Annotated in this window: 17 protein-coding genes; 5 read left to right on the forward strand and 12 right to left on the reverse strand. The window is 56.3% G+C overall.

Going from position 1 to position 22,326, the window contains the following annotated elements:
- Window positions 1-555 precede the first annotated feature (555 nt).
- Together M7439_RS10335 and M7439_RS10340 are read left to right on the forward strand one after the other, a co-directional pair.
- Window positions 556-1,998, forward strand: coding sequence for an APC family permease (locus M7439_RS10335; protein ID WP_298343862.1), 1,443 nt, complete (start codon window positions 556-558; stop codon window positions 1,996-1,998).
- Window positions 1,998-3,119 (forward strand): P1 family peptidase, encoded by a 1,122-nt coding sequence (locus tag M7439_RS10340; RefSeq protein WP_298343865.1) that lies wholly within the window; start codon window positions 1,998-2,000, stop codon window positions 3,117-3,119. The genes M7439_RS10335 and M7439_RS10340 overlap by 1 nt, the downstream gene beginning before the upstream one ends.
- A gap of 1,384 nt (window positions 3,120-4,503) precedes the next feature.
- On the opposite strand, the gene M7439_RS10345 is transcribed toward M7439_RS10340, so the two are convergent.
- From M7439_RS10345 to M7439_RS10360, 4 genes are all read right to left on the reverse strand, one after another.
- Complete coding sequence (locus M7439_RS10345; protein WP_298343868.1) at window positions 4,504-5,940, reverse strand: APC family permease; 1,437 nt, start codon at window positions 5,938-5,940, stop codon at window positions 4,504-4,506.
- Between the two features lie 3 nt (window positions 5,941-5,943).
- Window positions 5,944-6,744: an alpha/beta fold hydrolase gene (locus M7439_RS10350; RefSeq protein ID WP_298343871.1), complete on the reverse strand. Its 801-nt coding sequence runs from the start codon at window positions 6,742-6,744 to the stop codon at window positions 5,944-5,946.
- 69 nt (window positions 6,745-6,813) lie between these two features.
- The gene (locus tag M7439_RS10355; protein ID WP_298343874.1) at window positions 6,814-7,587 is read right to left on the reverse strand and encodes a FadR/GntR family transcriptional regulator; all 774 of its coding nucleotides are present in this window, start codon (window positions 7,585-7,587) and stop codon (window positions 6,814-6,816) included.
- Complete coding sequence (locus tag M7439_RS10360; RefSeq protein ID WP_308464490.1) at window positions 7,580-8,878, reverse strand: M20/M25/M40 family metallo-hydrolase; 1,299 nt, start codon at window positions 8,876-8,878, stop codon at window positions 7,580-7,582. Before M7439_RS10360 ends, M7439_RS10355 begins: the two co-directional genes overlap by 8 nt.
- 272 nt (window positions 8,879-9,150) lie before the next feature.
- Between M7439_RS10360 and soxR the strand changes: the two genes are divergently transcribed.
- Window positions 9,151-9,615 (forward strand): redox-sensitive transcriptional activator SoxR, encoded by a 465-nt coding sequence (soxR, locus tag M7439_RS10365; protein ID WP_298343879.1) that lies wholly within the window; start codon window positions 9,151-9,153, stop codon window positions 9,613-9,615.
- Between the two features lie 123 nt (window positions 9,616-9,738).
- Here the strand turns inward: soxR and M7439_RS10370 are convergent, their stop codons facing one another.
- The 8 genes from M7439_RS10370 to M7439_RS10405 all read right to left on the reverse strand — a co-directional run bounded on the left by M7439_RS10370 (window position 9,739) and on the right by M7439_RS10405 (window position 19,508).
- A complete protein-coding gene (locus M7439_RS10370) occupies window positions 9,739-10,161 on the reverse strand; it encodes a hypothetical protein (protein WP_298442458.1) in 423 nt (140 codons plus the stop codon).
- A complete protein-coding gene (locus M7439_RS10375) occupies window positions 10,104-11,528 on the reverse strand; it encodes a DUF4331 domain-containing protein (RefSeq protein WP_298343885.1) in 1,425 nt (474 codons plus the stop codon). Before M7439_RS10375 ends, M7439_RS10370 begins: the two co-directional genes overlap by 58 nt.
- 50 nt (window positions 11,529-11,578) lie before the next feature.
- Window positions 11,579-11,866, reverse strand: coding sequence for a hypothetical protein (locus M7439_RS10380; RefSeq protein ID WP_298343887.1), 288 nt, complete (start codon window positions 11,864-11,866; stop codon window positions 11,579-11,581).
- A gap of 261 nt (window positions 11,867-12,127) precedes the next feature.
- Entirely contained in the window at window positions 12,128-13,795 is a 1,668-nt protein-coding gene (gene cydC, locus M7439_RS10385; protein WP_298343890.1) for a thiol reductant ABC exporter subunit CydC, read from the reverse strand.
- On the reverse strand, window positions 13,792-15,459 hold the full coding sequence (locus M7439_RS10390) for an ATP-binding cassette domain-containing protein (RefSeq protein ID WP_298343893.1): 1,668 nt from the start codon (window positions 15,457-15,459) through the stop codon (window positions 13,792-13,794). Before M7439_RS10390 ends, cydC begins: the two co-directional genes overlap by 4 nt.
- Window positions 15,460-15,485: 26 nt before the next feature.
- On the reverse strand, window positions 15,486-16,517 hold the full coding sequence (gene cydB, locus M7439_RS10395; RefSeq protein ID WP_298343896.1) for a cytochrome d ubiquinol oxidase subunit II: 1,032 nt from the start codon (window positions 16,515-16,517) through the stop codon (window positions 15,486-15,488).
- Between the two features lie 15 nt (window positions 16,518-16,532).
- Window positions 16,533-17,951 carry a cytochrome ubiquinol oxidase subunit I gene (locus M7439_RS10400; protein WP_298343899.1) on the reverse strand — a complete coding sequence of 473 codons (1,419 nt, stop codon included), beginning with the start codon at window positions 17,949-17,951 and terminating at the stop codon, window positions 16,533-16,535.
- A 129-nt stretch (window positions 17,952-18,080) separates the two neighbouring features.
- Entirely contained in the window at window positions 18,081-19,508 is a 1,428-nt protein-coding gene (locus M7439_RS10405) for a phospholipase D-like domain-containing protein (protein WP_298343901.1), read from the reverse strand.
- Between the two features lie 348 nt (window positions 19,509-19,856).
- Here M7439_RS10405 and M7439_RS10410 point away from each other — a divergent pair, with 348 nt between their 5' ends.
- On the forward strand, window positions 19,857-21,371 hold the full coding sequence (locus tag M7439_RS10410) for an APC family permease (RefSeq protein WP_298343907.1): 1,515 nt from the start codon (window positions 19,857-19,859) through the stop codon (window positions 21,369-21,371).
- The gene (locus M7439_RS10415) at window positions 21,371-22,228 is read left to right on the forward strand and encodes a HEAT repeat domain-containing protein (protein WP_298343920.1); all 858 of its coding nucleotides are present in this window, start codon (window positions 21,371-21,373) and stop codon (window positions 22,226-22,228) included. The genes M7439_RS10410 and M7439_RS10415 overlap by 1 nt, the downstream gene beginning before the upstream one ends.
- Window positions 22,229-22,326 lie beyond the last annotated feature (98 nt).

Here is a 22,326-nt window from a genome sequence, read left to right on the forward strand (position 1 = left end):
CACTTCTCCATCAACCTGAGGGGACCGCCACAGAGGTGTGTCACATCGTAGGACCCAAGCACATGACAGCACGACGATTATTGACGGAGAGCTCATGGTATTCGGAGATGGGGCGGACGGCTCATGAGACTCGTGATATACATCTGAATCGACGGCTGGGCGTAATATCGGCTACTTGTTGCCCCACTATGCAGTCAATCGACGATAAGGAGATCGAGATGACCTGTTCACGGAAGCTCCGAGAAGCTTATAGTATCACATTATGTAACAGCTGAGCAGTACGCCTCTGTGTCCCACCGGAAACGCGCTTCAGAACCCAAGATGGTAATAGATTGCATACCCGAGAGGTAAGGCCGAAACCTTTCAGCCCTGAACAAGGTAGAACCGAACCTCGTTCAACGGTTGGATGCGCTCGAGTGTCAGCGTCACGGCCGACTGAGTTGGTTGGGAAATCGTTCCACGGAAAGAAAACTTTTTGCGTTTCGCTTGACAGACTTGTGGGCTGATTGTAACATTCGGATAGCTGTCTTACTACATCCAAAAAGGGGGGATTGTATGGTACAGAATGCTGATCCTGGGGGGCTAGGCGATAAAGCGGGTGCTACCACTGGGCACTACGAACAGAAACTTTCGCGCTCGCTCTCCACTTGGGGAAACATCATGATTACTTTGTCGGGAGTAACACCAGCGGTGTCAGTTTTCGCGATCGCTCCTGTTGCGCTCGTCGAGGCCGGTAGCGGTACGTTTCTATCGTTTATTTTTGCGGCAATCCTTGGTGTGGTGATGGCACTTTGTTGGGCGGAGTTGTCTTCGAGCTATCCGATTTCGGGCGGTGACTACGCTTTGGTCTGGCACTCTTTCAAAGGGCGAGCCAAGCCACTGGCTGGTCCCATGAGTTTTATCACCTTTGCCCTGTATGTTGACTTCATCGCGTTCATCCCTGCCACTATCGCACTCGGTGCTGGTGAGTACTTGGGTGTCGTCTTCAGCGTTGATGCCAAAATTCTCGGGGCCGCGATCATGATCCTCGCAGCACTGGTGGCGATGCTAAAGATTCGTTTCAATGCTATTCTCACGGGGATCTTCCTCGGAATCGAAATGCTTGCTCTACTGACCCTCACAGTTCTAGGGATCATCCATGCTCACCACTTTGGTGCACTCATACATCCCCAACTCGGCAACAGCCACAGTGTTCTCGTGCCGGTCGCATTCTCAGGAGTGCTCGCATTAACCGCGGTCGCCATATTTTCTTACAATGGCTACGCAAATGCTGTCAACTTCGCCGAAGAGACCAAGGGTTCACATCGAACGATTGCGAAGGCAATCCTCATTTCGCTGTTGATCACCGTTGTCGCAGAGCTCTTGCCTATCACGGCGGTCATCGTAGGTGCACCTTCGTTGAGCAAGCTGACTACGTCGGCGATCCCTCTCGAGTACTTTATCAAGGCGACATCCTCAAACACCGTGTATGACATAGTCGCGATTGGCATTGCTCTTGCTGTCTTCAACGCGACACTTGCCATCATTTTGAGTTATGCGCGCATTTTGTTCAGTGCATCACGTGACAAGGCGTGGCCTGGGAAGTTGAGCGATTGGATGGCTTGGGTGCATCCTAAGACACAGTCGCCATGGCTTCCAACCGCAATAGTTGGCGTCGCAGGTGCAATTCTTTGCCTGACAGTTTCGCTCGGCACGCTCGCGAACCTGACTGGTGCGAGTCTCGTAGCAGACTATGCGATCATCGCCATCGCTGCGATTGTCGCTAGGACCACCGGCGCCACGCGACACTCTCACTACCGCATGCCGCTCTGGCCCCTACCCCCGATCCTTGCCATCGCTGGTCTTGTCTATGTCTTTACTCAGCAGACCGGCTACCTGTTAGAGGTCACGCTGATCACCATAGCAATCGGTCTTCTCTACTGGCTCATTGTGATTCTTCCTCAAAAAGGAAAAGCCTGGGACCTTCGTGAAATTGCTCAGGAAGGAGATTCTCAATAATGGCCAATCTTGAACGTACGGCGGATGGACGTCCGAGGGCTCGGGCGCTTGGTTTCGAATTCGATGGAGTTCCTGGAGCAACCAATAGTCTGACCGATGTACCCGGAGTAGAAGTCGGCGTGAAGACCATCATCACCGGAGACTCAGTGCGTACTGGTGTAACAGCAATCCACCCACGGGGCAAAGGACAGGTGACTGATCCGATAGCAGCGGGATTCCACTCCCAGAACGGGAATGGTGAAATGACTGGCGTGTCATGGATATCGGAATCCGGCACCTTTGCTGGTCCAGTTGTCATCACCAATACCCATGCAGTTGGCGTTGGCCATGCCGGAGTGGTCGCTTGGACCGTAAAGCACCACCGTGATGCCGCAGAAGTTTGGTTGCTTCCGGTCGTCGGCGAGACCTGGGATGGATATCTCAATGACATCAATTCGCATCCTGTGACCGAGGAGGATGTGATTGAGGCACTTGAAAGCGCTATATCTGGCCCTGTTGCAGAAGGCTCGGTAGGCGGTGGGACAGGAATGAACTGCTATGAGTTCAAGGGTGGCAATGGGTCTGCAAGCCGAATTGTCGCTTACGGTGACACGACATATACGGTCGGGGTGCTGTTGCAGGCGAACTTTGGAAGTCGCGAAGAATTGACGCTTCGAGGAGTTCACTTTGGAAAATTGTTTGCAGACGACAATCCGATGCGCGATAGTGCCCCAGCTCCACCGGGGGCTGGATCGTGCATCGCGATTGTCATCACTGATGCACCACTCTTGCCCGGGCAGTGTCAGGCGCTTGCTCGGCGCGTCACGCTCGGATTGGCAAGAACTGGCACGACTGGCTCACACTTCTCTGGCGATTTGTTTCTCGCCTGTTCAACCGGGAATGCTCACGCATTCACCCCTGCTCAGGTTACCTTTGCCAATGGAGCATCCGGGGTGCTTGATACGATGTCGTTCATTCCCTGGGGCAATCTCGACCCTTTCTATGAGGCAGTTGTGCAAGCAGTCGAAGAGGCGGTTGCCAATTGCTTGGTGGTCAACCAAGACATGGTAGGTTATCTCGGGCACAGGAGTCCAGCTTTTCCAAAAGAGCGCGCGAGCGAAGAGTTGAAGCGGCGACACTGAAGGCAAGAGGACCTGCCGCGAGTGACACTTCCATCGTGACCTTTGGCGGGTACTACTTGACCTCGACGACTGCATAACCAAATTCTTCCTCGTGCCCAGGTTTGCCTCAATAGAATATCTGTCACTTCACCGGCAGTACTTCGTCACGTAGGCCAGCAAATCGGAAGTAGCTGTTCCGACTGCTAATTACAATAGGTCTTTTCGCAACTTATCAAAGGGTCCACGAGCTGGTTAGCCTGAAAGCTGGCCCTCTCTTCCAATTCGTCACGTGCGGCACCGCACGCACGGCCCACCTAACGATTGGTTGCCTCCGCTTCGCAGAGATGGCCAGGTTGTTCTACCGATAGGTCGCCACCGCCAGTAATTAGAGGTTCTATGAGGTCCCTCGCCAGGGAAAAGCTTCGATTTCACTCCAGTATGTCGACGGTCTCCACTTGAATTTTGCTAGTGGTACGTTTCTCCACAATCAAGAGACCAACCATCGCTTGTGCTACGCTATTGTCAGGTTGATCACTGCTTATCGCCCAGGCTGCTGCCTGAAATCGCCCCAAAAAGCCGTACGAATCATTTTCGGCTTTGATCGCGACCACGCAAATGCGCCACCCATCACTTTCCGAGCACTCAGCCGGTGCGATGGGCAGCTAGGTGAAGCGCCAGCGACGTAGTATCGGGTCTACCGGGGGCCACCGCGAGTAGAGCACCCTTTGGGCCATCCATGCGGCTACCAGGAGATCGCGGCTCCCGGTCCGAAGTTCGAATCGCAACACCTCACACCTAGTCATTGATTAGCATCAGTGCAGTTCAAGGGGGGTGTCTTCATCATACGTTGTCATGGATGAGCAGGGTCAGGCAGAACTTCGTGACACACAATGCGACACGGATTCAACTTTTGTAGCACACCTTCGCTCTCAAGCCTAGAAGGCGTCCCACTACCGGACCGGCACTGTGGTGGCGCGAATCCCGAAGATGCGACACTGGCACCCGCAGATGCGATTACTGCTCGAACTGCTCATACACATTAGCGAGATCTACTATTCTTCTTCGCCTCCAAACTCAAACCTTACACCGGAACAGCATGCTCAACATCCCTGCGGGTTTACCCTCTTGGCCCGGTACGAGAACCTTGGTGACCGAACTGTGGCGCATGCCAACACGGATCGCTCGTCCACAACGCGATAGGCGTCGAGCTCAAAGGAAAATGCACGTGTGACCAGAGGAGTCGGAAAGAGAAGGAAAGCCGACCCATGGATCTCGGTCTAAGGTGAGTAACGAGTGGTCCAAGGTTGCGCGAAATCGTGGTCCAGGGTACGAGAATAGCTAGCCCAACACTCCTCGACCCCTGGGAACGTAGCAACTACCACCAGGGGTCGGGTGAGGGGCTGTCCTAGTCAGCTATCGGTGCTTGCTCATCGTCCTCAGCACCTTCGAGCAGAGCCGGTGCCTTGCGCATGACATCTGGCTTGCGCTTGCCAAGATAGAGGGCGTAAGCAACACCAACCGCTATCAACGCAACAGTTAAGTATGGCAAGGAGTTATAAGGGGCCGCCTGCCCAGGCTGGAGATCACCATAGATGGGGATGGCCAGAATGAGAATGCCGATAATCGGAACGATGAGCTGCAGTACCACCTTTGATCGCACCCCAGCAGTTCGTGACTTGAACCAGTGGACTACCAATGCGACATTCGCCATCAAGTACATGATGATGACGCCGAGAATCCCGTAGGTACCCAAGAATCCAGAGGCTGTCCCGGGTTGCGTGAACGCATAGGATACGACCCCAATTGCAATACTGGGGGCGACGAATACAATGACGGCTGTCCACGGTGTTTTGAACTTTCTAGAGATGAGACCGAACTGCTTTGCCCAGAGTCCGCTGCGCGCACCACCAAAGATCACCCGGGAGGTCTGGGTGTTCGCTGCCACATAGCTCGACGTCACGGATGTGAGAAAGATCCAGGTCACAAAGGGTGCCAATGCGCCTATGTAGCGCTCGGCCGCAGCATGGAAGGGATTTGGATTTGCGGCGAGGGCTCCGATGTGATTGGTTCCAAAGGCGATGACCAGGGCATAGGATCCCAATACATAGATGATCCCACTGACCAAGACGGTACCAAGGACTGCGATGGCTACGTTTTTGCGAGGGTTCTTCGTCTCTTCGGCGAGGGGGGCAGACGCCTCAAAGCCGCCAAAGGCGAGAATGGCAAGAGAAAATGCTAGCAGTACTTCCTTTGAGTGACCCGGCCAGGCAAAAGGTGTCGCGCTCAACCCTTGAGGTCCTCCGTGAATGAGAAAGGCAATGCTCAAAGCCAGGAGGAGCACGACTTCAAACACGTAGAGGACGATGGTGACACGCACCCCTACCTTCAAACCCAGTATCACCGGCACCGCGACCAAGACTCCGTAGAGAATCGTCACGATTGGCGTAGCACCCCAAAAGTGAAGGCCTCCAAAGAGATTCTGGGTGATATAGCTTCCCACGTAGATGTAGATCCCACCAAAGGCAATGATATAACCCAAAATGGTGATGATTCCAACGGCAGTCGAAGTCTTTGGACCAATGCTCTTTGCGATATAGGTCAGAAAGGAGCCAGAGCTTGGATAAAGACCAACGAACTGTGCAAGGGAGTTGGCGGTCGCAGCAACCCCTACCATTGAGATCAAAAAGATCAGCGGCACGGAAGCCCCTGCTAGACCTGCCATCACTGCAGTCGTAAAGAAGAGGTTGAATGCCGGAGCGACCTGGGCAAGCCCAGGCATGATGACCCCGATCAAACCGATCTGGTTGCGTTCAAGTTGCTCTTCTGTATGATTATTTTCCACTGGTTATCCCCCTACTGAGTTGATGAATGATAAAAACGATTGATTGAACTCATCCGGATACTCCCACACACATCCGTGCCCACCCTTGGTTTCGCGGTAAATACTTCCCGGGGTTAGCTTGGCTAACTCTTTGGAGAGATAGGTAGGAATGAGGATGTCCTGTTCGCCAGCTAAGACCATTACTGGAATTCCCAAATCCTGGAGTCGATTTCTTGTATCGTGTGTTTGAATAGCGTTGAGCTGGGCGAGATAGGCATGCGTTGGTTGGTCGCCAAAGACCATGGCTTCCTCGAACTCTCGGAGTTCATTCTCTCGCTCTTCGAAGAAGGTGTTGGTAAAGGCCCATAGGGTGACGTCTCGCATGACGAAGGGAACTCCAAACACTGGAGCAAGATCTGCCCACATTGCAAACATTCGAGAGCAGAAGGGACCAGGGGCCGCATAGGTGCACGCGAACGTTACGGAGAGGAGTTGCTCTTGGAACGCAAGGGCATACTCTTGGGCGATCATTCCACCCATCGAGACACCCATGAGGTGAAATGATTCGATTCCCAGTGCGGTGACCAGATCGTGAGCATCCCTTGCCATCATCTGCGTCGTGTAGGGACCAGCCGGTTTTGAGGTCGCACCGACTCCTCGGTTGTCAAAACGCAGGACCCGGTAACCCGCCGCCAGAAGATCTGGCACCTGAAGCTCCCAGGTCTCGAGCGTGTCGGCCAGGCCATTCACCAACACGATTGTCCGCTCTGATTCTCCTTCGAGTTCATAGTGGAACTCGATTTCTCCAACTTGGATTTTTGACATTTCCCCCCTTTGGTAAGGTGTATTGCTGCTCTGAAAAGATTTTGCCCAATGTGGGACATGTTCGTGGTCTCAATCTGTAGTGTCTTGATCCTCCTCTCTCGCAACACGTGCGAAGAGGCCGCGAAGTAGGTCCTCGGTGAGCAAGAAGTGTTTCATCGCGAGCTTGGCCGCAGTTTCTGAGTCGCCGTCCAAGATAGCTTGAGCCAGTTCCGGGTGTTGATGGAGGGCACGCTCACGAATGTCCTTGGAGTAAGGTTCTGCACCAAAGCCAAGCGATACTTCCTTGCGCAGTTGCAAGGAGATGTCCACCAACAATGGGTTGTGCGTCGCCCTTGCGATGGCAACGTGTAGCAGCCTGTCAGCTTCGCCCGACGAGAGCCTGTCGTTGTGAGCCTGGTGGTAACCCTCAACCGCGTCGGCAATCTTTCTTTGATCTTCTGGGGTACGACGATGTGCTGCTGTCCTGGCGATCTCCGACTCGATGAGTGACCGGAGATCAAGGAGATGCTCTACCCGATTCCATTCGGGCAAGAGCACACGTTTGACCATTTGGTCCACTTCAGGACCGACATAGTCAGTAACAAACGAACCGCCATCGCGACCGCGTTTGACGATGAGGTAGCCACTCGCAGCAAGTCGTTGTATCGCCTCTCGGATGACACCTCGACTTGTTTGGAGAAGTGTCGCTAACTCACGCTCTGAGGGGAGGCGTTGTCCGGGAACGAACTCTCCAAGAGCAATTGCGGTAACGATGCGCTCGGCGATCCTTTCACCAGCGTTTTGCATGGGAAGCGGAGCAAGTGACTGAGTGATCCATTGGTTGGCAAAGTGTTCTTCATCCATGCTTCATCCTTGAGGGGTTAAGAATGTCCAATTCACCGGAGAGATAGGAAACGATAAAACTCGCGTAGTGCTTGGCCGTCTCGACGATGCTTGAGATGACCACATATTCGTCGGTCCCGTGCATGTTGCCAACGATTGGGCCATAACAGAGCGCCTCGCCACGTCCATGGTTGACGTAGTATCGCGCATCGGTCGTGCTACCCATTACTTCGCGGGCAGGTCGTTGTCCATAGTGCCTGACAAGCACATCGCTAAAGGTGCTCACAAGTGAGCTAGCGGGATCGAGATAGTAACCTTCTGCGCGAAAGCCGGTCGCGGTCACAGTGAGTGAGAAGTCTTCCGGGCCCGCGATGACTACCCCTAGGCGCTTCTCCACTAGCTGGGCAATCTCGTCGTGACTGTATCCGTTGGGGAACCCGATCCTCACTTCAAGTGTGACCCACGCAGGAACACTCGACGCCCAGTCACCAGCTTGGATCTTCCCAATATTGACGTTATATGGCTGGGACAAGTCAGTAAACGGCTCCTCGATCGATTCGTTGAGTTCGCGTTCGAGATTCCCTAACTCAGCGATCAAACCAGAGAGGAGCTGTGACGGAGAACGGAGCCTGTCAGCTGCTTCAGCGTGTCCGCCCCTGGTATTGATGGTCAGCTGTAGCCAGACGATCCCAATCCCTCCAAGGAGAATCGACTGGTTGGTCGGCTCTGGTAGTAGCACCACTTCTGCGTCGATTCCAGAACGAAGGGCTGACAGTGTTCCGTTGCCAGTACATTCCTCCTCGATCACTGCCAAAAGTGCCATTGGGTGATCAAGGAAGTCTCCCGCAACTACAGAGATCGCCTGTAGCGCAAGTGTGGCGGCCACAAGTCCTCCCTTCATGTCACCTGCACCGCGTCCATACATACGGTCACCAGCCAACACTGGTACAAAGGGTGGACTGCTCCAACCGGGGCCTTCGGCGGGCACCACATCAATGTGTCCGTTGATCAGCAATGAGAGTGAATCGCTTGTTCCGTTTGTCGTGGCCAGTAAATTATGGCGATCTCTATAGCCCTGCGACGGTACTCCAGCGAGTGGATCAGCTGCGATACGATCGTCGATTGATACCAGCGTGGGATCGAGGCCAAGACGACTCAGGCGATCCCCAAGAACCTCGATGGCACCGGCCTCGTTGCCAACGGTGCTTGGCTCGCTCACAAGCGCCCTGAGGAAACCGAGCTCAGCTTCGATGTGGGTCTCGACGGCAGCATCCAGTTGCCGAACCAGGCCGTCAGGCAAACAAGCCATCATAAACTCTCAATGGTGCAGACATTGAACCAATAGTACTTTATCTTTTAGATGTTCATGCACATTTTGGCCCCAAGCTCATAATTCCTACTCGGAGTGAACGGCCTAATTCTTGGATTTCTCCTCCAGCCCTCCTTGCTTGATTAGGAGAACTGCTGTGGCTTAGCATCCAGTCCGTAGTTAGGAATCGCCTTCGACACATCATCACTCATGGGGACTACGCTACAATCTCAAGTTAACTTGAGGTCAAGTCAAGAGAGGAAAAATTTACCAACATGTCCCCTAATCAGGAACTACTGCCGATTGGAATAGTCGCTCAGCGCTGTGGCGTCTCGGTGGCGACGCTGCGATTTTACGAGGAGCGCGGGCTCATCGCCTCAATCCGGCAAGATGGACACAAACGCATGTACCCTCGATCGATGATCCGTCGAGTAGCTTTCATCAAAGTCGCCCAGCGAGTAGGGCTCTCACTCGACGAGATCACCGAAGCGCTCGCATTGCTCCCTCACAACCGGACTCCAACAGCAAAAGATTGGCGTCAACTATCGGTTAGTTGGCGATCCCGCATCGACGAACAGATCAAGACCTTGCAAGGACTGCGCGATGACCTTGACTCCTGCATCGGTTGCGGATGCCTTTCACTGGGAACGTGCTCGCTCTACAACGCTGGTGATCGAGCTGCCAAGTTCGGAACCGGTGCGAGGTACCTTCTCGGTGACGAATCTTCGCCAAAGGGGTAATGCCGCCTACCCACAAGGCGATACCCTCCAACACCGCGGCGTTGGAGGGTATCTTCAATGAGGAGCAACAGTGACCCAAGGGAGTTCCCTGCGCTCCCTATTTGCGCTTAATAGCGCAATGTCTTAGACGGAAACCTCGAGTTGGCTCACCGTGAGGGTCTTCACCTGACCGGCGACGATCGTGACCCTCCCCAGCTGTTCCTGGCCCTCGATGTCAAGTGTATAGGTCCCCGGCTCCAGGCTTGCAAAGACCGCAGCTACTTGAATCCTTCCAGGAAGGACACGATCGAGGAACCATACGTGCTTATGGAAACCTCCGACACCGCGGACAAAACACTCCTTGCCAACGTGGACGTCCTCACCCATAACGATGAGGGCACCCACCGTCTCATCGATATCGACCGCCACTGAACCCGTCATGGACGGAAGGTGCTCCTTGGGCAGCATACGCTGCCCAAGGAGCTTCAGGGGAGGAAGTGACTGTTCGGTCACGAGTTGACCAGACTCGGCGTGGGTGTTGTCGAAGGATTCGAGAACCCATCCCATGGGATCCCCAAGTAGGGGAAGCTCGGTAGGTATGTCTCTCCAATGGGACCTAGCTGGCTTGGCGAAGTCTTATTGGGGTTGATGACGTCATAGATCTCACCCGCTGCCGCATCTGGCTTGTAACTCTTATCCACCAGAGGAATCGTCAAACCAGCAATCGCGCGAAGCTCAATGGAGACGACATCATCGAAGACCCTGCGTCCATTGGGATATCCGGCAAGATCGCCGCCAAGGACCCCGAGAATCGATGGGGAACTCGATGGAGGTATCGCCACATTCAGCCGCAACATGTCAGCGTACCATGGGCCGGTGTAGGTGTTCAGGCCGTCCACAATACCGGTTGGGATACCAGTCAAGAGGATGGCGACGAGGTCGGCTCTGGCCGCCGTGTACTTGGCCAGGTCTGGGAAGACCCCTGGATAGAGGACCGGCAACAACGACCCGAGTTCAGGGTGCTGTACGTAGGAGAGGAACTCTCGATCGGCAAAGGGTGGCAGTGTATTCCAAAGATCCTTCTTGCCGATTGGAACGATAACCTCATTAAACAGTGGGTTGCCCAACCTTGACACCTGCACGAAGGGACCCACATCTGAGTTCTGTCCCGAGAAGGCCTGGTCAAAGACACGCACCTTCTGCCGGTTTGCCGAGGTCCAAATGCCAAGCACCGCCGCTGGATCGGTGACCGAGGTCGGCATCGATCCATTGCTCGTCAGGAGTGTGATCGGCACCTGGATCGCAATAGAGGCGACATTGAGTCCAGCTGTCGCATTGACTCCTGCGGAGGCTGGTCCCGGAATGAGCTGATCAGGGGAGAAGGGACGAAGGTCGCCAAGATCAAAGATAGAGCCCAAATCAACATAGAAGCCTTCAGCACGCTGACCAGCAAAGATCTTCTCTCCATCGCTGGTGGTTACCACTGCTGCATCAGCGAGCGGCGTATAGTGGGGAATCGAACGAGGTCCAACGTTAGAGGGCGGGCATGGCGCGTTGCTCGCGAGCACGTGAGAGCCGTTTTTATCGATGCGTGTCACCGTATAGAACTGACGACGATTCCAGTTCGGTGAATCCAACGAGGTGATCTGACCGGTGTTATACAAGAAGGTATTCGGGTCGTTCAACACGGTGTGGAACTGGAACTGATAGGTGATATTTGACAACGGCTCACCGTTGTTCGCGATGTGGATCTCATAGAGCACATCATCACCGAACTCATAAAAGTTCGGTCCTCCGGCGGGTAGCTGCAGTGGTAGGTAGTTCGCAATGATCGTAACGGTATCTGGATTATCAGGAGAACGAAATGCATAGAGATCCGTTGAATCTGCGACGGGATCTTTTGATATAGCGGGTGCTTCTCGGTGTGACGACACGGCAATTTCCTTTCAGGGAACGATATCTTGGTATTTTCGTTGGTGTGGTATTACTTGGTAGCGCGGATCGTTGAGGCGAGTTGCGCAATGAGGCGGTGATCCTTGATACGAACCTCTTGGGTCCCAAACATCACCGACAACTCTCCAGTGGCGGGGTTGGCAACGTGAACCACCAACGACTGCAGAGCACTCGACTCCTCGGGAGTGAGTTGGGAATATGCTTGCTTCCTGGAATCGACGAGCCGGGCTGCACCACTTGGAACAACGGCAACTGCTCCGGCCGCCGCCAAGGTGGCAGAGGATCGGATCAGAAAGGAACGACGACTAACTTCGGTCATATGGCCTCCATTCACTAAGCAGCGAATGCTGCTGATGTGTTTGGTTCGTCACCCCTGACGGCGTTGGATGTCATCGATAGAAAATGTTTGACTACTTTTTGCGGGTGAACCAGCGATTCACCGCCCCCGCTGGACCTCTTCATCGTCAGCGATCGGCGCCGTTGGTCGAGGAACATGACACCTACACACCAGCCGACACCTCGTGCTAGTGCAGATCGCTCTCGAGTGATTCCTTCCACGCGAGCTAGCACACCGCCGCTATCAGATCACGCTTGTCCTCACAAACTCGCCAAAATCACGGACATGATCGGCATGAAAAGCCTCCATGAATGCCTCTGAATGCGTGATCACCATAATGGTGGCACCCTCGAACTGCGCATTGAGTATTTCAGCGACGATCTGCTCATTTTCTGCATCCAACCCCGCAGTGGGCTCGTCAAGCACGAGGTTCTTTGGGTTCAGGACCAGTAGGCGCGCCAAGGCAAGTCGTTGCTTTTCCCCTTGGGATACCATCCGATTGTCCTGCCCCATCATCGTCGCGAGCCCATCGGATAACTCCGCGAACCATGGGCCAAGGCCGACCCGACCAAGCGCATCGATCAACTCAGCATCACTCGCAGCCGCGCGCGCCAGCCGCAGATTGGCGGCGAGTGAGGCTCCAAAGAGGTACGGCTCCGAGGAGAGGTAGGCGATCGAAGCGGCGATCGTCTCCTCGCTGAGCTCCGTCGTCGGTATCCCACCGATACGCATCACCCCGGCCGTTGGCGTCCATGCTCCCAGCACCATGGCAGCCAAGGTAGACTTACCCGATCCCGTCGGTCCAACCACCAACAGCCGCTGACCCCCCTCAAGATGAAGCTCAAAGGAGTGCAAGATCTCGCGATCAGCGTCTGGGTAGTGAAACGAGACGTCTTCACACTCGATCGTTAAGGCGCTCAAGGGGAGGGTGGTCTGCGAGCACCGCGAACAGTCGCGACCCTGGAGCGCCAGCGTTCGCTCAAGTCGTGCGACTGCAGGCGTACCAGAACCAGCCGTCGCTGCCTCGAGGCCGACCGCGGTCAGCCCCTCCACGATGGCGAGGATCAGAAAGGGAATGACGGCGAGTTCGACCGCATCGAGCCTGTGCGCTGCCATCAGATCAGCACCAATCCATAGCGTGGCCGTGAGAGCCGTCGCCTCGATCACACCGTTGAAGACGCCGAGCCAGGTCTGGATGCCCGCCTGGCGCCGCTGTGGACGGAGTAGCCGGAACGTTTTGTGTTTGAGTTGGTCAAGAAGCGGGTCCCCACGGCGAAGAAAGTAGCGGGACTGAAAGGTTGCTGCGGTCGCCAGGGAGGTGTCGTAGGCCTGCGCGCGCAAGACGCTCGTACTCTGCGCTCCCGAGCGAGCGAGGCGATAGGCCCCAAAGGGGACCACGAGTCCGATCAGGAGCAAGCTCGGTAGGAGAACCACCACAAAGACGGGCGACACCGCGCCGGCAATGACCACAACCACCAGTGAAGCGAGGCCGACACCGGTGGCGGGACCAACCAGCCGCGCGGCAAGATTCTCAAGCTGTGTCATATCACCGTTTAACGAGGCGAGCACCTCGCCAAAGACCCCCGGTCGCACCCGATAGGGAACCACCGCCGCCAGACGATCGAAGAGCAGGGTGCGAATCCTTGCTGCCAGATCGAGGGTGAGTGAGTGACCCCACATGCGCTCACCATACTGGCTTGCCCCACGGGCCAGCGCGAAGAAACGAACCGATCCGATCACCACTCCGAGCGTCAAGATACCAGGCTTGAGTGCAGCCTTCGAGATCAGATACGCCGAGAGGCCAAAGAGCACCGCGGGTGAGAGGTAGGCCATGAATCCCGTCCCAAGATAACCCCACACCTCCCATCGACGTTCTCGCAGACGTTCGCGCGCCAGTGTACCAAGGGTCATAGCTGGGGGCCAATCTCAATCACCTGATTGGCTCGATCCTCTACTCGATCCGAGTGCGAAGCGACAAAGAGCACCTTGGCCCTGCCGATCTGGGCTAGCGCGTCCAACAACTGTCGCTCCATCGCCGCGTTGAGATGGGCTGTGGGTTCATCGAGTAGCAGGAACGGACGCTCCATAAGTACGACGCGGGCGACACCGAGGCGTTGACGCTCACCCGCACTGAGGTTCGAGCCATCTGCCACGACATGCTGAGACAGTCTCTCGACAAAACCGTCAGCACCAACGAGTGTCAAGACCTTCCCCACCTCAGCCTCGCTGGCATCGGGATTCAGGAGTGTGACGTTGTCATAGACACTTCCATCAACAAAGCCGGGAAGTGCGGGGAGAAAACCTACATCGCCGGGAGGGAGCGCCCCGGCCGAATCACCCGATCCCACACGCACCGCACCTACCGTAGGCAAGAATCCTGCCAGTCCCTCAAGCCAGGAGGTCTTACCAACGCCACTTGGGCCCCGCAACACGATGAGTTCCCCGCTTGCAGCGACAAGGTCGATACTCGCTGACTGCTTGCCGTTGGGCATGATCACCCCAAAGTCTGTGAGCGCAAGAGATAGCGACTTCGATGCGAGACTGCGCGTGTGTTCATCCTCCCTACCACGCTTCACGCGAACGGGGACCACCTCGGTGATCGGCTCTCGCGTATCAGGCATCAGCGCTAGCGCATCCACGCGTCGCACCAGCGCAGCGGCGTCCTGGGTCGCATGGAACTGCAGCGCTGCCGCGCGTACCGGTCGGAAGATCTCCGGGACGATAAAGAGTACCGCTGCTCCGGTGGCGAGTGACATCGATGCGTCGTTGAGACGGATACCGATGGAGACCGCCACAAGGGCCACAATGATGGCGACGAGCGTGTCAAGGCTCACCCCAGAGATGAAGGCGACACTCAGCACCCCAAGGGTGCGCTTGCGCAGATCTTGGGCAGCTCTCGCGATAGCAGCCTCCTGCAGGTGCGCTTTGTTAAAGGACTTGAGGGTGACCATGCCGCTCAGCATGTCGAGGTAGAGCGCGTTCAACCGTACGGTTGCACCGAGTTGACGATCAGCGCGATCCTTCGTGCTCTTGCCGACCACGATCATGATCACCGGCAGCACAACGAGTCCACCGACGACCTCGATAAAAGCCATCGGCGACTCGATCAAGGTAAAGAGGATCAGTGCTGGGGTGATAATCGCCGCACCAATCGCCTCGGGAAGAAAGCGTGACGCATACGGCACAAGGGTGGCGACCCCGTCGGTCAGGAGGTAACCCAACTCCGTCCCGGCCACCGGTGCGGCGCTGCCCTTTGTGATGAGCTGAGAGATCGTTCGCTGGGCATAGTCGACTCCAAGGAGGACCGCCAGGTAGTCGATGAGTCGCAACATCGCAAGTCGAATGCCAAAGGCAACACCGAAGAGGAGCGCCAAACGTGGGATAACCCCATATCGGTGCAGCATGACCGCATCCTCGAGCATCCGACCAATGAGGAGTGCGGACACCACCAACGATACCAGCGCGACGACTTGGACCGCCACGATGAGGATCGCGAGCGTCCGACTCCGTCGACTCGCTAGTGCGCCCCGCAATAAGGACGGGGCACGACGAACACTTGGCTCACTAACAAACACGTTCCCTCTTTGACCCTCATCCTCACTCAAGACTCGACGGTGGAGGGAGTCTTTGGCAATGTAAGACGCTTGCGGAAGATCCAGTAGGTCCAACCCTGATAGAGCAGGACGAAAGGAGTAAAGATCACCGCCACGATCGTCATGATGTTCAAGGTATAGCGCTGCGAAGCGGCCGTGGCGATGCTCAGCGAATCAGAGAACGCCGTCGATGACGTGATCACATTGGGGTAGAGCGTCATGAAAATGGTGATGGTGAGTGCCAGAATTGCGACCCCCGTGAAGACAAATGCCCATCCGTTCAGATGTTCTCTCACGAGCCAGGAGACGGCGGCGACCAGTAGGAACGCCGTCACTGGGATGAAGCCTGGCACGGCACCGCTGTTGCCATGCGCACGCGCAACAAAGTAGGTCCAAGCAAGGAACGCCAAGAGAATGACGGTTGCAGCTGGGGCGACCCGACGAGCCGCCATCGTCGCCTTATCGTGCAACTCACCGGTTGTCTTCAGGCTCAGGAAAGTCGCCCCGTGGAGCACGAAGAGTGCCACCATCGTAAGGCCACCCAACAACGCATACGGCTGAAGCAACCCCAAGAACGTACCGGTGTACTGATGCTGGGCATTGAGTGGAATCCCCTTCAAAAGGTCCGCAAAGGCCACACCCCAGATCAACGAGGGGATCAGCGAGCCGAGAAAGTTGACCCGGTCCCAGTTGGCTCGCCACCGCGTGCTAGTGCGCAAACCACGAAACTCAAAGGACATCCCTCGGACGATCAGCATGACCAGCACGACAAAGAGTGCTAGATAGAACGCCGAGAACATCGTCGAGTACCACAGGGGAAAGGCGGCAAAGGTCGCGCCACCAGCCACGATCAGCCAGACTTCGTTCCCGTCCCAAATCGGGCCGATCGCGTTGAGCATGCCCCTTCGTTCCAGGTCCCCATTGGTGATGAAGGGAAGCAGCATCCCGATACCAAAATCGAAACCCTCGAGAAAGAAGTAGCCTGCCCAGAGGAAACCGATCAAGACAAACCAAATCAATTGCAGTCCTGTTACATGCATAATCGTCAATCCCTCCTAGTAAACCAGTGCATCGTGTTCGGCATCCGCATCGTCCTCAGGGGGAAGCACCTCGCCGTTCATCATCGCGAGCTCCTTGCGTGAGTAGTGGTACATCATGGCGAAATCGATCACTCCCAGTACCGCATAGAGCGCGATGAAGCCAAAGAAGGTGAATCCAACGTCCCAAGCGGAGATGTCACGGGAGACTCCCTGGGCAGTCCGGAGCACTCCATAGACGATCCAGGGCTGGCGACCGGTCTCGGTGAAGATCCATCCCGTCGTGTTGGCGATGAATGGCAAGGGTATGGCGTAGATCGCCACTCTGCGAAACCACTTGGAGTTGTCGAGCTTCTTGCGCCGCAGAAGCCACATACCCCAGAGGGCGATCGCGATGATAACCGCACCGAGACCCGCCATGATGCGGAAGTTCCAATACTCAAGCCAGACGGGGGGTACATAGTTGCCCGGTCCATACTTCTTGACGTATTCCTTTTGGAGCTGGTTAATGCCTTGAACCTTGCCGTTCCAGGAGTTCGTGGCCAGCAACGAGAGCACATGGGGAAGATCGACCTGAAAGATCACCTTGTCGTGGAGATTGCCGATGGTGATGAGGGACTCAGGCGCCCCTCGCTGGGTGTTATAGAGTGCCTCTCCTGCGGCCATCTTCATCGGCTGGTCCTTGACCATCACCGTTCCCTGGGCTGATCCATCAAGAGCCATCCCAAGCGATGCGACAAAGAAGACGATCAGCGCGACGCGGATACCAAGGGAAAAGATCGCCCGCGATCCTTCCCGCTTCATCTGGTAGAAGGCAACACCGAGGGCGACCGCCGAACCTGTGATGAGCGAGGCAAGAAGCACATGGAAGAGGGTGGTGATAAACAGCTCGTTGGTCAGGATCGCAAAGAAGTTCGTCATCACGGCCTGATGGGTCGCGTGATCGATCTTGTAACCAACAGGGTCCTGCATCCAGGTATTGGCAACGAGAATGAACGAGGCCGAGAGCGAGCTACCCAACACGACCATCCAGATGGAGAGCATATGGATCCTCGGCGACACCTTGCCTTTGCCAAAGATCCAGATTCCGAGGAACGTTGACTCCATGAAAAAGGCGAGGAGGCCCTCGATTGCGAGAGGTGGTCCAAAGATATTACCCACAAAGGCCGAGTACTGGGCCCAGTTCATGCCGAACTGAAACTCCTGCACGATGCCGGTCACGATCCCGATGGCAAAGTTAATCAGAAAGAGCTTCCCAAAGAAGCGTACGAGATGCTCATATCGGTCATCATGGGTCTTGTAGACCGCCGTCTGAAAAATGGCGACAATAACCGCCAGACCAATGGTTACAGGCACAAAAAAGAAGTGAAAGATAATCGTCGTAGCGAATTGCCATCGCGACAATGTAAGGGTAACCGTACCCAGCAAAGGCTCCATAAGTAACTCCATTCAATTTCTATAAGACAGCCTAAGAGAGCTGAGGCATACCTAACTTAGGGTCATAAGTCACATTTTCTTCTCAGAAAACGCCAGGCGCACCGGCGCACCGAGGGTTCCTCTCAGCTTTCACTGTGTTCGCTGCACATAGCTTACGGTGCCACCCTCGAAGTACACACGACCCGCCGGGTAGACCCAGACCACCTCAGGGTAGCCGTCATAGCTAGCACTCGTCGTCGAGGCTGGCGGCCCCCAAAGCTGGGTCACCTCGGCCTCGGTATCACCATCGTTGAGATAGGGATAGGACTGTTGGGAGGCACTCCCGGAGTCCGGTGGGGCTAAAGAGGACGGGGTCGGGGTCGCTGGTACTGGAGTCGGTGACGCCCCTCCAGACACAGACCAAACCACGGCATCGTTCCACAGTGCATCGAACCATGTCAGAGCCTGCGTTCGCACGCTGGGACTTGAGGTGATCATTCCGACTTCGCGGTTGTCGTTGAAGGAGACAACTGAGAAGTTTTCAGAGCCCACGAAGGTGGTGTGAGGAGTAACGATGAGCTTGGCATGCACATAGGGACTGCTCAACGTTCGCACCTGTACACCAGATCGGACGAGTTCGTTCGCATAGCTCGCCGCTTCCCAGGACGGATCCGCCGGTATCAGCACGCGAGCAGCTGATCCATGGGTAAGCAGCGCCTGGTAACACGAAGGGGCGTCACCGAGCTCTTCAGCCATGACGGCAACCGGTCCAGCCTGCCCAAGCAACCCGGCGATCGTGGAGGCCGACCCGGGGGAGAGTACGAGCGTCGATCTTGGTGATGCTCCAGCAGCTGTTCCAGTCCAGTCTGCGTGAAAAACGGTGGCGAGCGCAGCGATGGCGCTTGGCTTCGAGGTCACGAAGGCATCTTCGACGTTCTCGCCATCGAAGGCACTCTGGGTCGCATTCGGCGAACCGAACAGAGCAACCTGATCTGGCTGACCAGGATCGACGATCAGGTACTTTGCGTGATCGAAGGCATACTGTCCTTCGAAACGTGCTGGAGCCATCTTGAGGTGCACTCCACTTCCTGCAAGTCCAGCGACCGCGATAGAGGGAGCTGAGGGGTCATCATAGGGATGCCCGTCAACAATGACGTCGACCTGAACTCCTCGAACAGCTGCGCTCCGAAGGGACGAGAGGAACTGGGGATCGGTGAGGAGGTACTCGTTCACATCGATGACGGAGCGCGCATGATTCATCGCGTTCAACCAAGGTCCAATGCCTGCCTGGGGTTCAGTGATAAAGGTCAGCGTGCCTTCGGGAACTTGACCCACCGCGACTGGCGCGTTGTGCCCACTGGGACTGGTCGGTCCCCGATCAACGGTGCCAGTTGGAGTCCTGTTAAAGTTCGGTTGCGAGGAAGGTGCCTGCGTTTTCTTGGCAGACAACGACAGGCCTGCATGATGATGCTTGACGGACTGACGGGGAGCCGCGTCCGTCGTCGCTTTGCAGCCCCCAAGCGACACCACGCCAACCCCAAGACACAACACCAACGGAACCATGCGCTGACGGCCCATTATCTATACTCCCATCCCGTTGATCGCCCTATCGTGGAGAATACCGCTTGACTCGGACATCGCGAACGCCCGGGTCAATCCGCGGATCTTTGACCAAGACTCATCGTGTTGTGCTCGATCAAGTAGTGCCATGCTCGATCTTCGCAGTCTCACCGAGATATGTTGCACCCCACCCCCTACCGTCGATGACCAAGCAGACGATCGACCCTCCTATCGAGAACCCAGCCCCCCAGGGCACGAACGCCATCAGAAGATTTTTCTCCTCTATTCGGAATATCTCGGCACCTCGCAGCACTACTATAGTAGTAGAAAAAAATTCTACCTAGTTCTGGAAAGGGCAAGCATCCGATGGAACCAGACGAGTTGAACAAGGCCGACCCAGCTGCGCTGACCTCACCAGCCGGCCAGCCTCACCATCTCCAGCCTGGGATCGTCTCGGTTTGGGGTCTGGTCAGTCAAAGCATCGCCGGCATGGCCCCGACCTGTGACGTCGTCGCCTTTATGACCGCTGGAGCCGCCTTTGCGCTCGTGGCCCTGCCGCTCTCATACCTCTTTGCCTTCATCCTTATGTTCATCGAGGTCAACACCCTCTATCACCTCTCCAAGCATCGCGGTTCAGCTGGAGGTTACTATAGCTACGTCTCGGCAGGGCTCGGAGCAAAGCCAGCATTGGTGACCGCCATCATGGTCGTCTTCTACCAGCTGATCAGTGTCGCTGGTGTACCGATCTACGTCGCCGGTGTCTTCTTGCCAGGGATCGCTCGATCGTATTTTGGCGTCACCCTTCCGGGCTGGTTCTGGATCCCGATGATGCTGGTCTTCATCGGAGTACCCTGGCTACTCTCCGTACTCGGCATTCGTCCAACCGTCAAGGCGATGCTCTTCACGAGCTCGCTGGAGATCGTCTTTCTCATCGTCGCGTCGATCATCATCATCGCCCGCTCTCATGTCGCAGCTCCCTTGCATCCCTTCACCTTCGCCTCGGTTGGCGTCAAGGGGGTCGCTCTCGGCATGATCTTTGCCATCACCAGCTTCATCGGTGTCGGTAGCCACGCCCCACTTGGCGAGGAGGCCAAGGGAGTTCGCACCCAACAAGGAAGGCTGATCGGCAAGGCCGCAATCCTCTCCCTCACTCTGGTAGGAGTAGCACTGACCATCTCGGCCTACGCGCTCACCGTCGGCTGGGGAGAGGCACGAATGGCACTCTTCTCAAAGGCTGCCGCCCCAGGTGTACAGGTATTCCTCCACTATCTCGGACCCATTGGTGCCGTGGCACTTGTCGTCCTCGCGATCAACAGCGCGCTCATGGACGATCTCGCCCTCATGACCAGCACCGCTAGGGTCCTCTACGCCGTGAGCCGCGACAAGCTTCTCCAGACGAGCTTTGCCACCGTCAACGGCAAACGTGCGCCAGCGGCCAGTGTCACCTTCGTGGGCGCCACAGCAATTCTGGTGGGATTGGTCTTTGGCCTCTGGCTTGGGCCAGCTCAGGCCTTTGACGTCCTCACCACCGCGGTCTTATTTGGCCTTGTGACCGCCCACACGCTCATGAACCTCTCATTGATGCGCATCTCCTACCGAGAACGACGCGTCACCCAGTTGGCTTTTCACTTCGTGCTCCCTATCATCGCAATGGGCCTGTTTTGGATGGTGCTCTATGAGACCGTTGTCCCGTTGGTCTTCCCACTCGCATGGGCAGCTATCTTCTGGCTCGTGATCCTGATCGGAGCGATCGTCTGGACTTACATCAAAATGGGCGGTGATCGTGGTCTCACCCGGCAGGCCGGCCATCAACTCGGTCTGGCTCATGAGGAACACCCCCTCGACACCGTCGATAGTCTTGGCCTTTGGCGAGAGACTTGATGCTACGCTCGGGCGCGGGGCTCTCCACTCTTGGCAAAGGTACGGTCCTGACCATCGCGAAGTGCCGTCTCCTAGCGATCACGATCTTCGCAACCCAACCGATCCTGATCGACTGCGAGGTACATCGAAGCGGCGACACTGCCTGTCTTCTCCAGCGACGGTCTCGTCTCCGCCGTGCATGGGACAACGAGCTCGACCATTTGCTCCAGGCCACCGATGTGCCCCAACCGATCAGGGCGAGCATCTTCGAACAACTCGCGAACTCACCCGATCCGAATAGTCGGCTCATCCCAGCTCAAAACCCAGACTGCTCTCCCGGCATCGCTGCAGCGTTAGCCCAGGATTGGTGGTGGGAGGTACGCGCCGGTATCGCCGCAAATCCGTGCTGCCCCACCGGGGTTCAACAGACACTCGTCACCGATGAGAACCCATGGGTCAGGCGGGCACTGGCTGAAAACCTCCAAGCCGAACCGGGCTTCATCGGGGTGATGGCCACAGATCCCGACTTCGGGGTACGTGATGCTGCTGCCGAGCATCCCCGTTGTCCAGTGGATGCGCAGATCAGCCTCACCGAGGATGATCGATGGGAGATTCGCCGATCTATCGCCAAGCGCCAGGATGCTCCGGTCGCGGCGCTTACCATTCTCGCTGTTGATCCTGAGCCGTGGGTGCGCTTCTTTGTCGCCGCGAACCCACGTACCCCGGATCACCTGCGAGCGGCACTCTTAACCGACCCAGATGCAAAGGTCCGATCGATGGCACGACACGCGCATACCACCACCGCTCGCTTGGCCAACTCACTTGCCTTCGGCCTCAACCAAGTCCTCCCTCAGACCAAGAGAGCGGATCAACCCTAGCGGTACCCATCACCAAACACCGAGACAGGTACCACGGTTGTCTGCAGTGTCGGGTGCGAGCAGGCCCCCAGACCGTTGTCGGACCAGCAAGGGCTCTC

Source organism: Ferrimicrobium sp. (assembly GCF_027319265.1).
Lineage (GTDB): Bacteria > Actinomycetota > Acidimicrobiia > Acidimicrobiales > Acidimicrobiaceae > Ferrimicrobium.

What these genes read in the sequence shown, in the direction of transcription:
- M7439_RS10360 (WP_308464490.1), bottom strand. Translation starts at nt 8,878, where the DNA reads ATGATGGCTTGTTTGCCTGACGGCCTGGTTCGGCAACTGGATGCTGCC.
- M7439_RS10415 (WP_298343920.1), top strand. Translation starts at nt 21,371, where the DNA reads ATGCTACGCTCGGGCGCGGGGCTCTCCACTCTTGGCAAAGGTACGGTC.
- M7439_RS10405 (WP_298343901.1), bottom strand. Translation starts at nt 19,508, where the DNA reads ATGGGCCGTCAGCGCATGGTTCCGTTGGTGTTGTGTCTTGGGGTTGGC.
- M7439_RS10370 (WP_298442458.1), bottom strand. Translation starts at nt 10,161, where the DNA reads ATGGGATGGGTTCTCGAATCCTTCGACAACACCCACGCCGAGTCTGGT.
- M7439_RS10400 (WP_298343899.1), bottom strand. Translation starts at nt 17,951, where the DNA reads ATGGAGCCTTTGCTGGGTACGGTTACCCTTACATTGTCGCGATGGCAA.
- M7439_RS10335 (WP_298343862.1), top strand. Translation starts at nt 556, where the DNA reads ATGGTACAGAATGCTGATCCTGGGGGGCTAGGCGATAAAGCGGGTGCT.
- cydB (WP_298343896.1), bottom strand. Translation starts at nt 16,517, where the DNA reads ATGCATGTAACAGGACTGCAATTGATTTGGTTTGTCTTGATCGGTTTC.
- M7439_RS10355 (WP_298343874.1), bottom strand. Translation starts at nt 7,587, where the DNA reads ATGGATGAAGAACACTTTGCCAACCAATGGATCACTCAGTCACTTGCT.
- M7439_RS10380 (WP_298343887.1), bottom strand. Translation starts at nt 11,866, where the DNA reads ATGACCGAAGTTAGTCGTCGTTCCTTTCTGATCCGATCCTCTGCCACC.
- M7439_RS10410 (WP_298343907.1), top strand. Translation starts at nt 19,857, where the DNA reads ATGGAACCAGACGAGTTGAACAAGGCCGACCCAGCTGCGCTGACCTCA.
- M7439_RS10350 (WP_298343871.1), bottom strand. Translation starts at nt 6,744, where the DNA reads ATGTCAAAAATCCAAGTTGGAGAAATCGAGTTCCACTATGAACTCGAA.
- M7439_RS10340 (WP_298343865.1), top strand. Translation starts at nt 1,998, where the DNA reads ATGGCCAATCTTGAACGTACGGCGGATGGACGTCCGAGGGCTCGGGCG.
- cydC (WP_298343890.1), bottom strand. Translation starts at nt 13,795, where the DNA reads ATGACCCTTGGTACACTGGCGCGCGAACGTCTGCGAGAACGTCGATGG.
- soxR (WP_298343879.1), top strand. Translation starts at nt 9,151, where the DNA reads ATGTCCCCTAATCAGGAACTACTGCCGATTGGAATAGTCGCTCAGCGC.